At 72.0% G+C, this 12977-nt stretch carries 11 protein-coding genes; 7 read left to right on the top strand and 4 right to left on the bottom strand.

The window, feature by feature from the left end; translation table 11 throughout:
* Positions 1–211 precede the first annotated feature (211 nt).
* From AB1046_RS14505 to AB1046_RS14485, 5 genes are all read left to right on the top strand, one after another.
* Positions 212–1774, top strand: a complete 1563-nt coding sequence (locus AB1046_RS14505) for a glycosyl hydrolase family 18 protein (RefSeq protein ID WP_369370014.1) — start codon at positions 212–214, stop codon at positions 1772–1774.
* A gap of 123 nt (positions 1775–1897) precedes the next feature.
* Positions 1898–2422, top strand: coding sequence for an RNA polymerase sigma factor (locus tag AB1046_RS14500; protein ID WP_369370013.1), 525 nt, complete (start codon positions 1898–1900; stop codon positions 2420–2422).
* 55 nt (positions 2423–2477) lie between these two features.
* Positions 2478–3368: a hypothetical protein gene (locus AB1046_RS14495; protein ID WP_369370012.1), complete on the top strand. Its 891-nt coding sequence runs from the start codon at positions 2478–2480 to the stop codon at positions 3366–3368.
* A gap of 130 nt (positions 3369–3498) precedes the next feature.
* Positions 3499–3942: an OsmC family peroxiredoxin gene (locus tag AB1046_RS14490; protein WP_369370011.1), complete on the top strand. Its 444-nt coding sequence runs from the start codon at positions 3499–3501 to the stop codon at positions 3940–3942.
* Positions 3943–4120: 178 nt separating this feature from the next.
* Positions 4121–7231 carry an FAD-binding and (Fe-S)-binding domain-containing protein gene (locus tag AB1046_RS14485; protein WP_369375723.1) on the top strand — a complete coding sequence of 1037 codons (3111 nt, stop codon included), beginning with the start codon at positions 4121–4123 and terminating at the stop codon, positions 7229–7231.
* Here the strand turns inward: AB1046_RS14485 and AB1046_RS14480 are convergent.
* Together AB1046_RS14480 and AB1046_RS14475 are read right to left on the bottom strand one after the other, a co-directional pair.
* Positions 7212–7772, bottom strand: a complete 561-nt coding sequence (locus tag AB1046_RS14480) for a hypothetical protein (protein ID WP_369370010.1) — start codon at positions 7770–7772, stop codon at positions 7212–7214. The genes AB1046_RS14485 and AB1046_RS14480 overlap by 20 nt on opposite strands.
* A 99-nt stretch (positions 7773–7871) precedes the next feature.
* Positions 7872–8477 carry a nitroreductase family protein gene (locus AB1046_RS14475; protein WP_369370009.1) on the bottom strand — a complete coding sequence of 202 codons (606 nt, stop codon included), beginning with the start codon at positions 8475–8477 and terminating at the stop codon, positions 7872–7874.
* Between the two features lie 87 nt (positions 8478–8564).
* Between AB1046_RS14475 and AB1046_RS14470 the strand changes: the two genes are divergently transcribed.
* A complete protein-coding gene (locus tag AB1046_RS14470) occupies positions 8565–8894 on the top strand; it encodes a cupin domain-containing protein (RefSeq protein WP_369370008.1) in 330 nt (109 codons plus the stop codon).
* A gap of 4 nt (positions 8895–8898) precedes the next feature.
* Here the strand turns inward: AB1046_RS14470 and AB1046_RS14465 are convergent, their stop codons facing one another.
* Together AB1046_RS14465 and AB1046_RS14460 are read right to left on the bottom strand one after the other, a co-directional pair.
* A complete protein-coding gene (locus AB1046_RS14465) occupies positions 8899–10197 on the bottom strand; it encodes a serine hydrolase domain-containing protein (protein WP_369370007.1) in 1299 nt (432 codons plus the stop codon).
* A 173-nt stretch (positions 10198–10370) separates the two neighbouring features.
* Positions 10371–11354, bottom strand: a complete 984-nt coding sequence (locus AB1046_RS14460) for an aldo/keto reductase (protein ID WP_369370006.1) — start codon at positions 11352–11354, stop codon at positions 10371–10373.
* A gap of 95 nt (positions 11355–11449) precedes the next feature.
* Here AB1046_RS14460 and AB1046_RS14455 point away from each other — a divergent pair, with 95 nt between their 5' ends.
* Complete coding sequence (locus AB1046_RS14455; protein WP_369370005.1) at positions 11450–12955, top strand: PLP-dependent aminotransferase family protein; 1506 nt, start codon at positions 11450–11452, stop codon at positions 12953–12955.
* Positions 12956–12977 lie beyond the last annotated feature (22 nt).

Raw genomic sequence — 12977 nt, 5'->3', positions numbered from 1 at the left:
TGTCCAGATACGTAGGGGTTTTCCCTCATTTCCGGTTATGCGAGGTGTCCTTACTTTAGGAGGACGCCGGCCGGAGAGGCCGCAGACGAGAGGGAAGCACATGGGACCGACCTACGCTCCAACGTCGGGTAAGAGACGGTTCACCAGACGTGTCCTCGCGGGGGCGGCCGCACTGGCCGTGGCAGCCTCCGCCGCAATCGTGGGCGCGAGCATGAACCAGGCGAACGCGGCAGAGGTAGAGCCCGCGGCGACCGCCGGCACCTCGGCAATCAATGGCTTCCGCAGCGTCGGGTACTTCACGCAATGGGGCGTGTACGGACGCGGCTACCAGGTCAAGCAGATCGACACGTCGGGTGTTGCCGACGAGCTGACCCACATCAACTACGCCTTCGCGAACATCCACAACCAGAGCCTCGAGTGCTTCGAGGCCAACAAGGCCCAGGGCACCGGCCCTGAAGGGTCCGACGGCGCCGGCGACGCCTGGGCCGACTACGGCATGGGCTACACGGCGGCGAACTCGGTCTCCGGCGCGGCGGACACCTGGGACCAGCCCCTGGCCGGCTCGTTCAACCAGCTCAAGCAGCTCAAGGCGAAGCACCCCGACATCAAGGTGCTGATGTCCATCGGCGGATGGACCTGGTCCAAGAACTTCTCGCTCGCCGCGGCCACTGACGCCTCGCGTCAGAAGTTCGTGTCGAGCTGTATCAACATGTTCATCAAGGGCAACCTGCCGGTCATCGACGGCCGCGGTGGTGCTGGTGCCGCCGCCGGTGTCTTCGACGGTTTCGACATCGACTGGGAGTGGCCGGGCTCGCCGAACGGCAACGTCGGCAACCACGTCGACCCCGTGAACGACGCACGCAACTTCAAGCTTCTGCTCGCGGAGTTCCGCGAGCAGCTCGATGCGCTGGGCGCGACGACGGGCAAGGACTACGAGCTCTCCGCGTTCCTGCCGGCCAACCCCGCTGACGTCGAGGACGGCGGCTGGAACGACCCCGAGATCTTCGAGTCCCTCGACTTCGGCAACGTCCAGGGCTACGACCTGCACGGCGCCTGGGAGCCGACGCTGACCGGGCACCAGGGCAACCTCTACGACGACCCCGCCGACCCGCGGGCCGCCGCACGGCAGTTCAGCGCCGACCTCGCAGTGCAGACGTACGTGGACAACGGGGTCGACCCCGCGCAGCTCGGCCTCGGCCTGGCCATGTACGGCCGCGGCTGGTCCGGCGCGACGTCGTCCACCCCGTGGGGCACCGCTACCGGCGCGGCCTCGGGCCAGTGGGAGCCGGGCATCAACGACTACGACGTCATCAAGAACTCCGGCACCGGCTACTACGACCCCTACCTCGGCGCCGCCTGGCGGCACGACGGCAACACCTGGTGGTCGTACGACAACACGCAGTCCGTGACGACCAAGGCCCAGTACATCCGGTCGCAGGGCCTGGGCGGGGCCATGTGGTGGGACCTGTCCGGTGACCGGTCCGGCGAGCTCACCGGGGCGCTGCAGGGTGTGCTCGGCACTGGTGCGCCGGGGCCCGTGGAAGGCGGCGGCCCGACCGACCCGACCGACCCGCCGACCGACCCGCCGACGGATCCCCCGACGGACCCGCCGGGTGCCTGCACGTCGGCCGCCTGGAGCGCCTCGGCGATCTACACGAACGGCAGCACCGTGTCGCACGCCGGGCACGAGTGGCGCGCCAAGTGGTGGACCCAGAACGAGACGCCCGGCACCACGGGCGAGTGGGGCGTGTGGGTAGACCTCGGCGCCTGCTGAGCTACTTGGTGTGATCGGCAAAATGTCAGGTGATCGGCAGCTCAAGTTGCCGATCACCTGACATTTTGCCGATCACCCACGTTTGGGGTGCAAGGGGGGCGACGTTCGCGACAGAGTGGGTGCGTGGAGCATAGAACTGGCTGGGCGCACGATGAACGCTGGTTCAGTGCGCTCTTCGACGCGCACTCGCGCGCCCTCTACTCGTACTTTGTGCGCCGGCTGCCCGACGGCGGCCGCGCCCCCGACGCCGAGGACCTCGCCGCAGAGGTGCTCGCCATCGCGTGGCGTCGGCGCGACGACGTGCCCGACGGCGCCGAGCTGCCGTGGATGTACCGCACCGCCGGGTACGTGCTGGCGAACCACCGGCGCAAGATGCGGGCGCTGCCGGTCGCGATAGTTCCCGACGAGCCGGACGACGTCGACCCCGCGATGCTGGCCGTCACCGACGACGCAGTGCGCCAGGTGCTGTCCCGGCTGGCTCCGCGCGACCGGCGCATCCTGTTGCTCGTCGCCTGGGACGGGCTGTCGGGCGACGATCTCGCCCAGGTGCTGGGTGTATCCAGGGGTGGGGCGGACGCCGCCCTGTCCCGCGCGCGGGCGCGCCTTCGTGACGCGTGGGACGCCCACGAGCAAGCGGTGGACGCATGAGCACATGTAGAGGGTGTGGACGGCGTACTGCCGGGCACGGCACGGAGGGACTGCGATGAACGAGCACGAGCGACTGGGGCATCCGGCGTTCGACCGCCTGGCGGCGGCGGACCCAGCAAAGCACGCGCCCGATCCGGTCCAGGGTGTGCTCCGGGCCAAGGTCGACGCCCTGATCGCGGAGCCCGGGCCGGCCGGGCACGAGCCTGCTGGACCCGGGCCGGCCAAGCCTGAGCCTGCCGAGCCCGAGCAGCGCGACGAGCTTGCGGTGCGGCGCCATCGACGCCGGACGCCGTGGCTGGTCGCGGCAGCGGTGGCCGGGATCGTCGCGGCCGGTGGCGGCGGCTACCTGGCGGGGGAGTCGGGGGTGGGGCCGGCATCCATGGTGGCGGACACCGGGGCCGGTACCGAGTCCGGTCCCGAGATCGCGGCCGGCGAACCCCCGCCGACGATCCTGGGGCAGCCGGGCGAGCCGAGCCCGGAGGTCGCGGCCGAGGCCGGGGCTCTGCAGGATGCTGAGCGGTCCGACGCGGACGGCGAGCTGTCAGCCGCCACAAGGCTCGTGTTCCACGCGGGCGCCGGGCTGTCGGACGTGCCGAGGACGGCACAGGTGCGCGTCGACACCGCGTCCGAGAGCCGGCTCCTGGGCACGTACCCGGTGATCAGCGAGGTGGCGGCCGTCGAGCGCCTGGGTGACCCCCGGTTCGCCGGCGCGGTGGGCTCCCGGCCGGCGGGCGAGCCGCCCGCTTGGGACGCGCCCGCGCTGGACGGCGCGATCCCGTGGCCCGTCGAGGACGTGACCATCGAGTCGGCGTCGCTCACGGAGGTGCGCTACCGGCTGTCCGACAACACGGTGCTGATCGTCCCGGCCTACAACCTCACCGACGGGGAGGGCGGCACCTGGACCGTCATAGCCGTCGACGAGGAGCTGCTCGACCTCGCACCGTAACTGCACGTTACGGCAGGTGACGGACATCGTGATGCAACGGTGGCGCGTCAGTCAGGTGGGCGTCGTAGGGTCTGGCACGCAGGGGGCTAAATCGCTTTCACCAGATCCATCTGACTACAAGGAGCGCACCATGCCAGCACGTACCGCCCGCACCGCCTGGAACGGCACCTTCCAGGAGGGGTCAGGACAGGTCGAGCTCTCGTCGTCGGGCGTCGGCACGTTCGACGTGTCGTGGCCGCGGCGCATCGCCGACGAGGCCGAGGGCGTCACCAGCCCCGAGGAGCTCCTCGCGGCCTCGCACTCGTCCTGCTTCACGATGGCGTTCACCAACGAGCTGGGTCTCGCAGGTGGCACGCCGGAGCAGATCGAGGTCTCGGCCGTCGTGACGCTCGGGCCGGACCCGGCCGGAGGCGTCCGCGTCAACAAGAGCGCGCTGACCGTGCGCGGGTTCGCCACGGGCATCGACGAGGCGGGCTTCAAGGCCGCAGCCGAGGCCGCCAAGGCCGGCTGCCCGATCTCGAAGGCCCTGACCGGCGTAGACCAGATCACGCTGGACGTAACTTTCGAAGCCTGACCAGCCTGTAGTCGAGTGCGGGGTATCTGTGGGGTCAGCGACCGCCGACCCCACAGATACCCCGCACTCGACGAGTGGGCGGACGTTGACCGGATTCTCGCCCCGGTGGTGCAAGAATCGCTGAGTGCCTTCGCAGACCAACGACGCCTCGACCCGCTATGGCATGAACGGCACCGGCATGAACGGCGGCGGTATGACCCACACCGACGCCGACGCCGAGGCCGCCCGCACCGCGCGCGAGCAGGCCGAGGCCCGCGCCGCCGTCGAGGCGGAACGCCTCCGCCGCGAGAGCGAGGAACGGCGCAAGGCCGCGCGGCGGGACGCCGATCATGCCGCCGAGGCCGCCCGGGAGGCGGTCGCGGACGCGCTGCGCACGGTCGTGGACGGCGTCGTCGACACCAGCACGCGCCGCCGCGCCGAGTACTCCACCGACGCGTCGAACTACCGGGTGGTCCCCGAGGGGGTGCTCTTCCCCGAGAGCGTCGACGACGTCGTTGCCGCACTCGGTGTGCTGCGCGAGCTCGGGGTGCCGATCACAGCACGCGGCGCAGGCACGTCCGTCGCCGGCAACTCGGTGGGCCCCGGGGTTGTGCTCGACCTGGGGCGGCACCTCAACCGGGTGCTGAGCATCGACCCGGAGCGGCGCACGGCCCGGGTCCAGCCGGGCACCGTCATGTCCACCCTCCAGGCTCAGGCCAAGGGCCACGGCCTGCGCTTCGGCCCCGACCCGAGCACCCAGAACCGCGCGACGCTCGGCGGCATGATCGGCAACAACGCGTGCGGCCCGCACGCGGTCGCGTACGGGCGCACCGCCGACAACGTGGTCTCGCTGGAGGTGGTCGACGGCGCCGGGCGGCGGTTCACCGCGGGCTCCGGCGACCCCGAGTTCAAGTCCGTCCCAGGCCTCAAGGACCTCGTCCGGGACAACCTGGCCCTGATCCGCACGGAGTTCGGCCGGTTCGGCCGGCAGGTCTCGGGCTACTCGCTGGAGCACCTCCTGCCCGAGAACGGCTCGAACCTGGCCCGCGCGCTCGTGGGCACGGAGGGCACGCTCGTCACGGTCCTGGAGGCGGAGCTCAACCTGGTGGAGACACCGGGCGCGCCCACGCTCGCCGTCCTCGGTTATCCCGACATGGCCACGGCCGCCGACGACGTACCCCGCCTCCTGGACCACAAGCCGCTGGCGATCGAGGGGCTGGACGCGCGGCTGGTCGACGTCGTCCGGCGGGCCAAGGGCAGCTCGTCGGTGCCCGCGCTGCCCGCGGGCGCCGGCTGGCTGATGATCGAGGTCGGCGGCTCGTCGCAGGCCGAGGCCCTGGGCCGGGCCGACGCGATAGTGGCGGCGTCGACGGCGCTGGACTCCGTGGTGCTGGCGGCAGGCCCGGACGCCACCAAGATGTGGCAGATCCGCGCCGACGGCGCCGGCCTCGCCGGCCGCACGCCCGCGGGGGAGCAGGCGTGGCCCGGCTGGGAGGACTCGGCGGTGCCGCCCGAGAAGCTGGGGCCGTACCTGCGTGACCTGCAGGCCCTCATGGACCGCTACGGCGTGGACGGCCTGCCGTACGGGCACTTCGGCGACGGGTGTGTGCACCTGCGGATCGACATCCCGCTGGAGACGTCGGGGTCGGTGCTGCGCACCTTCATGATCGAGGCCGCGGAGCTCGTCGCGAGCTACGGCGGCTCCCTGTCCGGCGAGCACGGCGACGGGCGCGCCCGGTCCGAGCTGCTGCCCCTGATCTACTCGCCCGAGGCGATAGCGCTGATGGAGCAGTTCAAGGCACTGTTCGACCCGAAGGACCTGCTCAACCCCGGCGTCGTCGTGCGGCCACGGGCCGTGGACGTCGACCTGCGTCGCCCGGCCGCGGCCCCGGTGCGCACCAAGCTGCCGCTGGTCGGGAAGGGCTCCGGGCACGGCGTCCGGCGCACGTCCGGGTACGAGGGCTTCTCGTTCTCGCACGACCACAACGACCTGACGACGGCGGTGCATCGCTGCGTCGGCGTCGGGAAGTGCCGGGTGGACCACTCCGGGTCGAACGCGTCTGGCGACTTCATGTGCCCCAGCTACCAGGCCACCAAGGACGAGAAGGACGTCACCCGCGGCCGCGCCCGCGTGCTGCAGGAGGCGATGAACGGGACCCTGGTCGGCGGGCTGTCGGCGCCCGAGGTCCGCGAGTCGCTGGACCTGTGCTTGTCGTGCAAGGCGTGCTCCAGCGACTGCCCCGCCGGCGTCGACATGGCGCAGTACAAGTCGGAGGTGTTGTACCGGACCTACCGCGGCAAGCTGCGCCCCGTGGACCACTACGCCCTGGGCTGGTTGCCCCGCTGGGCCCGGCTCGCCGGGGCGGTGCCGGAGCTGGTCAACGGCCTGCTGGGCGTCAAGTGGATCGGCAAGGCGGTGCTGTGGGCGGGCGGCATGGACACCCGCCGGTCGATGCCGAAGTTCGCCGAGGTGCCGTTCCGGCAGTGGTGGGCCCGCGGCGGTGCCACGCACGGTGTCCCCGGCCTGCAGGTCACGGACGAGGAGGGGCTGGGGGTACCCGGGCGCGAGGGCGCGACGGCGGCCCGGCTCGCGACCAAGCCGAAGGTGGTGCTCTGGACCGACTCGTTCAGCGACACGCTCTCGCCCGGGGTCCCGCAGGCGGCGCTGAAGGTGCTGACCAAGGCCGGGTACTCCGTGATCGTGCCCGACGAGCAGGCCTGCTGCGGCCTCACCTGGATCTCGACCGGCCAGCTCGACGGCGCTCGGCGTCGTCTGCTGGGGCTCTTGGAGGTGCTCGGCCCGTACGCGGTGAACGGCATCCCGATCATGGGGCTGGAGCCGTCGTGCACGGCCGTGCTGCGCTCCGACCTGCTCGACCTGTTCCCGGACGACCCGCGCGCGCAGGCCGTCGCCCGCATGACACGCACGCCCGCCGAGCTGCTGACGTCGTCCGACACCCCGGACGAATGGGAGCTGCCCTCCCTGGCCGACATCACCGCGGTGGTCCAGCCGCACTGCCACCAGCACTCCGTGATGGGGTTCGAGGCGGACCAGAACCTGCTCAAGCAGGGCGGCGCGCAGGTCGAGGTGCTCGCGGGCTGCTGCGGCCTGGCCGGCAACTTCGGCATGCAGAAGGGTCACTACGAGACGTCGGTGGCGGTAGCGGAGAACGCGCTGCTGCCCGCGCTGCGGAAGGCAGCCCCCGGGACCACCTACCTGGCCGACGGCTTCTCCTGCCGCACCCAGGCACTGGACCTGATGGGAGTGGAGGGCAAGTCCCTCCTGGAGGTCATTGCGGAACGGCTGTAGTCCCCCAGGGGCGGCGGAGCCTGCCGACCTTGGTCGTGATGAGGTCGCGGATCGCTGCATGGTCCTCATGCGGGAACATCTGCTTCGGGAGGACGCAGATCGCTGCCGACACGCCCACGCCGGCCACCAGGCGGAAGGCCGATCGGGTCTCGAACGCCTTCCCGACGAGCGGCCATCCGTACGACAGCGTGGCCTGCCGGCCCGTGTAGACGATTCCCTCGGCGTCGAGCCGGACCATCGCGCCCTCCCGGAACGGGGAGGTGCGGTACATGAGCCAGGCGAGCAGGTCAGGGTAGAACCCCATGGCGAAGCAGGGAACGATGACCGCCAACCACCACATGGGGATCTCGGATCTCGTCTCGGTGGACTCGAGCTCGATGAGGACCAGCACCGTGGCGGCGAGTCCGACGATCACGATCGCCAAGCGGATCGCGTTGAGGGTGGGTAGCCGCTCCAGGCCCGCGCGGTAGTCCGACGTCGTCAGGTGCAGCTCGGCCTCGAAGACGCGCTGGACGGAGACGTCAGCAGTTGGTTCGATCACGCCCGGATCCTGCCACGACTCCCGAGCGGGGAGCCGCCGTCGGGCGAAACTGACCGGGTGATTCGGTGGTCCTGGATCGCCCTGAATGGCACGGAGGCGTCACCACCCGCCACGGCGCACTACCTCGTCGAGGGGCTTGCGCTTGCGGCGGGTGGGCGAGCCCTTTGCGCCGCCGTCGGCCGGGTGCCCGATCGCTACGACGCCCGTGATCTCGAACTCGTCCGGGATGCCCAGCTCGGCCCGGACGGAGCCGACCTGCTCCGGCGGGACGCCGAAGAAGCACGCGCCCAGGCCCTCGTCGACGGCGGTCTGCAGCATCAGCAGCGACGCCATGCCGACGTCGATGTGCCAGAACGGCACCGGCCAGCGGGCCTCGTCCTGGTCGGTCCAGCCCTTGTCCTGCTCTGCGTACCGCCGCAGGTAGGCGGCCTTGGACGCGAGCGCGAGGACGATCACGGGGGCAGTGCGCATCCCGTCGAGCCAGGTCGACGGGTCGTGCTCCGCGTCGTCGGGCGTGGAGGCCGTCCAGAACCGATCGCGGTCCTCGGGCGTGTCCAGCACCACGAACGCCCAGCCCTGGCTGAACCCGGCGCTCGGGGCGCGGACGGCGTTACGGGTGATGCGGTCGACGGCCTCGGCCGGGACTGGCTCGCCGGTGAACCTGCGGTGCATCCGGCGCTTGCGGACGACGTCCTGGAATTCCATGGGCCCATTGTCGGCCCTTGCCCGGCGCCCTTCGGCGGGCCACGAATTCGGTTGCCGCCCGGCAGCGTGCCCGCCAGCCTGGGGTGCATGACTCTCCAGGCGATCGAGCAGGCAACGCTGCCGCACGGCAACTTCGAGGGGTACCTCCACGGATCAGAGGTGTCGATCATCTTCGAGCGGGTGGCCCAGGACGGCACGGGGCCGCGGCTGCACCGGCACCCCTACTCCGAGACCTTCGTGATCCGGTCCGGCCGGGCGCTGTTCACCGTGGCCGGCGAGGAGTTCGAGGCCGTGGGTGGCCAGATCCTCGTGGTCGAGGCGATGGTGCCGCACAAGTTCCGGACCCTGGGCGCCGACCTCTACGAGGCGGTCCACGTCCACGCCAACGACCGGTTCGAGACAGAGTGGTTGGAGTGAACCCTCAACAGGTCTGAGTCAACATCTCCTCGAACAGCTCGGACGGGTCGTAGAGCGGCTCGTCGGTGAAGAACGGGTAGACGACGTCGCGCCCCGTGATGCCGACGGAGACCTGCCGCGCGCCGTCCGGCGACGTCAGGTTGATCGAGATGGTGCCGTAGGAGGCCCCGTCGTGCCCGTAGAGCCAGGCCCCGGGGGTGCATGGGTCCGGGATGCGGTAGACGCCCAGGCCGTACTCGGGCGCCCCCTCCTGGCCGATGGTGCGCGGCTCCAGCATGTCGGCGGTGGTCTCCTCGTCGACCAGGCGCCCGGTGACCAGGGCTTCGGTGAAGTCGGCGAGGTCCTCGGTGGTGCTGGTGACGGCGCCCGCAGCGGCAAACAGGCTGGGGTCGAAGTGGTCGAGGTCGTACCAGCCGGCGCCCTCCGGGCCCGTGTAGGCCGACTCACGGAGGAACGGGCCGCGCGTCCCGGGGTCGTCGGGGTAGTCGCTCTGCCGCATCCCGGCCGGGGCGAACACCCGACGCTCCAGCAGGTTCTCGACGCTGCGCCCGGTGACCTCCTCCAGCATCAGACCGAGCACCACGTAGCCGGCGTTCGAGTACGAGTACGCGGCCCCCGGCTCGTTCACCCAGGGCGCGGACTGCAGGGCAGTGATGTGGTCGGCCGTCGTGACCTCCTGACCCATCACGGCGAAGAGCTCGTCCCACGAGTTCAGGTCGGTCATCCGCGAGGCGATGATCCAGTCGGTGGCGGTCGCCGCGCCGGAGCGATGGCTCAGCAGCTGCTCGATCGTCACACCCGCCGGCATGACGCCGGGCAGCACGTCCTCGACCGGGGTGTCGAGGGTCCAGGTGCCCTTCTCGACCTCCTGCAGCACGAGCGTCGCGATCATCGGCTTGGTGTTGCTCGCGACGCGGAACCGGTCGCGCTCCCTGGCCGGTGCATGACCGGTGCGCTCCCGGGTCCCGGCCGCACCGCTCCAGCTGTGGCGCCCGTTCTCCACGCGCGCCGTCACAGCTACCGCGCCGTCGGCCACGAGGGCGTCCACGGCGGCGTCGAGCGCAGAACCGGTCGGCGTCTGCGGGCCGTGCGCCAGCGCCCGGTTCCCCGCGACATCCCGCTGCGCCGCGCGGGCGGCGTCGGCCACCAGGGCGTACACGGAGTCGGGACTGGTGGCTGCCGCGGGCGCCGTCGGCGATGCCTCCGTGCTCACTGCCTGCGCAGAACTTGCGGCGACCAGCGGCGCCGCGAGCGCAAGGGTCGCGCTCAGGGCGAGGGCCGCCCGGCGGGTTGTGCGATCCATGGGAGTCTCCTTCGTCTCGGCTGTGCTCCCATCCTGTCGGCGGAGGCCCCGACACGGATCACCCGCCTGGTGGATATCGCTCCTACCTGGGACGGAGTGGCCATCCGACGTCCAACCCAGGTGTGGTCGCTCCGCTGAGCGACCACACCTACGGTCGGCGGGGCCGGCCGACGTCACACCGCGTCGAGCCGTGCCCGCACGTCGTCGTCCAGCACGAGGTCCAGCGCGCCCAGCGCCTCGTCGAGCTGGGCCACCGAGCTGGCCCCGAACACCGGGACCACGGGCACCTCGCTGCCCAGGAGCCACGCGAGCGCCACCTGGTTGGGCGTCGCCCCGAGGTCCGCGGCGACCGCGCGCAGCACCCTGACCCGCTCGCGCGACCCCGCGTGGTCCGACCCGTCGTAGAACGGCTTGTCGTCTCGCACGAACACCCCCTGGTGCAGCGGGGAGTACGCCATGACCGTCAGCCCTGGGCGTCCGTCCGTACCCGTGGACCGGGCGTAGTCCAGCAGCTCCGGCGTGGCCCAGTTGGTCCGGATCGGCTGGGGGCGCGGGTACACGTAGCTGTAGCACTGCTGCACCGCGCCGTACGGCGCCACCCCCAGCCGCGCGGCGGCCTCCCGGGCCTCGACGACCCGCCACAGTGCGACGTTGGAGATGCCCGGGATACCGACTACCCCGTCGGAGACCAGCTTGCCGAACGCGCCGACCGTCTCCTCCAGCGGCGTCTCCCGGTCGTCCACGTGCCCGTACAGCACGTCGATGTGGTCGATGCCCAGGTGGCGCAGGCTCTCGTGCGCCTCCCGGTCGATCGTCGAGGCGGCCAGGCCCTGGTAGTTGGTGGGTGCTGTGTTCGACAGCGGCAGGTTCGGGTCCTTCTTCGCCGCGCCGAGCTTGGTCGCGATCCGCAGGTCGTCCCGGTTGCCCCGCGCGGCAAGCCAGCGGCCGAGCACGTCCTCGGAGTCGCGGCCGTACCCCTCGCCCCAGGAGTTGTAGTTGTTCGCCGTGTCGAGGAACGTGCCCCCGGCCTCGACGAACCGGTCCAGGATCGCGAACGACGTCTCCTCGTCGGTCCGGGTCCCCATCCACATGGTGCCGAGGCACAGCGTCGAGACCTCGAACGACGTGTGCCCGTTGTCCAGCGTGCGGTACTGCATGTTCTGCTCCTTCGGCCGGTTCTTGATCCCGGGGGTCTCCCGCCCGGCAACTACCACGCTAGGCAGCAATCGGTCTGGTGCTACGGTCCAATGCCATGACGGCGGACCAGACCAATTCCGCGGACGAGGTGCTCATCGTGCTCGCACCCGGCCCGGGCGCGCTGCGGCACCGCCTGGAGGGCGCGCTCCTCGAGGACATCGCCTCGGGTCGCCTCGCGCCCGGCACGGCGCTGCCGCCCAGCCGGGCACTCGCCGACGCGCTCGGCATCTCCCGCTGGGTGGTCACCGAGGCGTACGGACACCTGGTGGGCAAGGGGATCCTCGATGCGCGCACCGGCTCCGCGACCAGGGTCGCGGCGATCGTGCCCGACGGCGGCGCGGCCACCCGGGCGGATGCGCCGCCCGCGCGTCCGGGTCGCCCGGTCCGGCCCCGACTGGAACGGGCGCCGGACCGCGCGACGCACGACCTCGCACCCGGCGTGCCCGACCTGCGGCACGTACCCCGCGAGGCCTGGCTACGGGCGGCTCGCGACGCGCTCGCGGAGGCGACCAACCAGGACCTGGGCGGGCAGCCGCCTGCCGGGCACCCGGCGGCCCGCGCGGCGGTGGCGACCCACCTGCGCCGGGCGCGGATCGTCTCGGCGCCCGACGCCGCAGTGGTACTCACCCGGGGTGCCGTGGACGGTATGTCGCGGATCGCGGCGGCGCTGTCCGACGCCGGGCACACACACCTGCTCGTGGAGGACCCGAGCTGGGCCGCGCTGCGCGACGTCGCCGCCGCGGCCGGCCTCGTCCCGGTCCCGGTACCGGTGGACGACGCCGGGATCTCCGCGGAACGGCTGCGTGCGGAGGCCGCCCGCACGGGCGCCCGCGCCGTGCTGCTCACCCCGGCACACCAGTTCCCGCTGGGCGTGGCGCTGTCCGACACCCGGCGCGCGGAGGTGCTGGCCTGGGCGCGCGAGGCGGACGGGTTGGTGATCGAGGACGACTACGACGCCGAGTTCCGCTACGACCGCCGACCCGTGCCCGCGCTGCAGGGGCTCGACCCGGACCGGGTGCTGCTGCTCGGCTCGACGAGCAAGACGCTGTCGCCCGCGTTCGGGATCGGCTGGATGGTGGTGCCCCAGCGGTGGCGAGCCGCGGTGCTGGAGGTGTCCATTCGCCGCGGGCCCACGCCTGGCCCGGCAACGCTGGACCAGCTCACGCTCGCGCGGTTCGTCGCGGACGGCGCGTACGCCCGGTACCTGCGTGCGGCCCGGACCCGCTACGCCCGACGCCGGGCAGCGCTCCTGGCGGCCCTCGACCGTGAGCTGCCCGGCGCGCGGGTCGGGGGGATCGCGGCGGGGATGCACGTGACGGTCGACCTGACCGGGATCGAGCTGCCTGGGATCGAGCCGGCCGGGATCGACGCCGCCGACGTCGTCCGGGAGGGAGCCGCGCGCGACGTCGCGCTGACCGACCTGCGGCGGTACCAGGCGGCGCCGTCGGCCAGGTCGGCCGTGCTCGTGGTCGGGTACGGGAACCTGGCCGACGCCCGCCTGCCGGAGGCGATCCGGAGCCTGCGCGCGGCGGTCGCCGCCGCCGGTCACCGTCCCGGATAGGCACCGCCCCGGGTAGGTCTCT

This window comes from Promicromonospora sp. Populi, from assembly GCF_041081105.1.
Classification (GTDB): domain Bacteria; phylum Actinomycetota; class Actinomycetes; order Actinomycetales; family Cellulomonadaceae; genus Promicromonospora.
Note: the sequence above shows the minus strand (reverse complement) of the source record. Positions and strands in the feature narration are given on the sequence as shown.

Bases quoted from the DNA above. Each gene is read 5' to 3' on its own strand.
- AB1046_RS14465 (WP_369370007.1), bottom strand. From the start codon at position 10,197: ATGGATCGCACAACCCGCCGGGCGGCCCTCGCCCTGAGCGCGACCCTT.
- AB1046_RS14485 (WP_369375723.1), top strand. From the start codon at position 4,121: ATGAACGGCGGCGGTATGACCCACACCGACGCCGACGCCGAGGCCGCC.
- AB1046_RS14505 (WP_369370014.1), top strand. From the start codon at position 212: ATGAACCAGGCGAACGCGGCAGAGGTAGAGCCCGCGGCGACCGCCGGC.
- AB1046_RS14495 (WP_369370012.1), top strand. From the start codon at position 2,478: ATGAACGAGCACGAGCGACTGGGGCATCCGGCGTTCGACCGCCTGGCG.
- AB1046_RS14470 (WP_369370008.1), top strand. From the start codon at position 8,565: ATGACTCTCCAGGCGATCGAGCAGGCAACGCTGCCGCACGGCAACTTC.
- AB1046_RS14455 (WP_369370005.1), top strand. From the start codon at position 11,450: ATGACGGCGGACCAGACCAATTCCGCGGACGAGGTGCTCATCGTGCTC.
- AB1046_RS14490 (WP_369370011.1), top strand. From the start codon at position 3,499: ATGCCAGCACGTACCGCCCGCACCGCCTGGAACGGCACCTTCCAGGAG.
- AB1046_RS14460 (WP_369370006.1), bottom strand. From the start codon at position 11,354: ATGCAGTACCGCACGCTGGACAACGGGCACACGTCGTTCGAGGTCTCG.
- AB1046_RS14475 (WP_369370009.1), bottom strand. From the start codon at position 8,477: ATGGAATTCCAGGACGTCGTCCGCAAGCGCCGGATGCACCGCAGGTTC.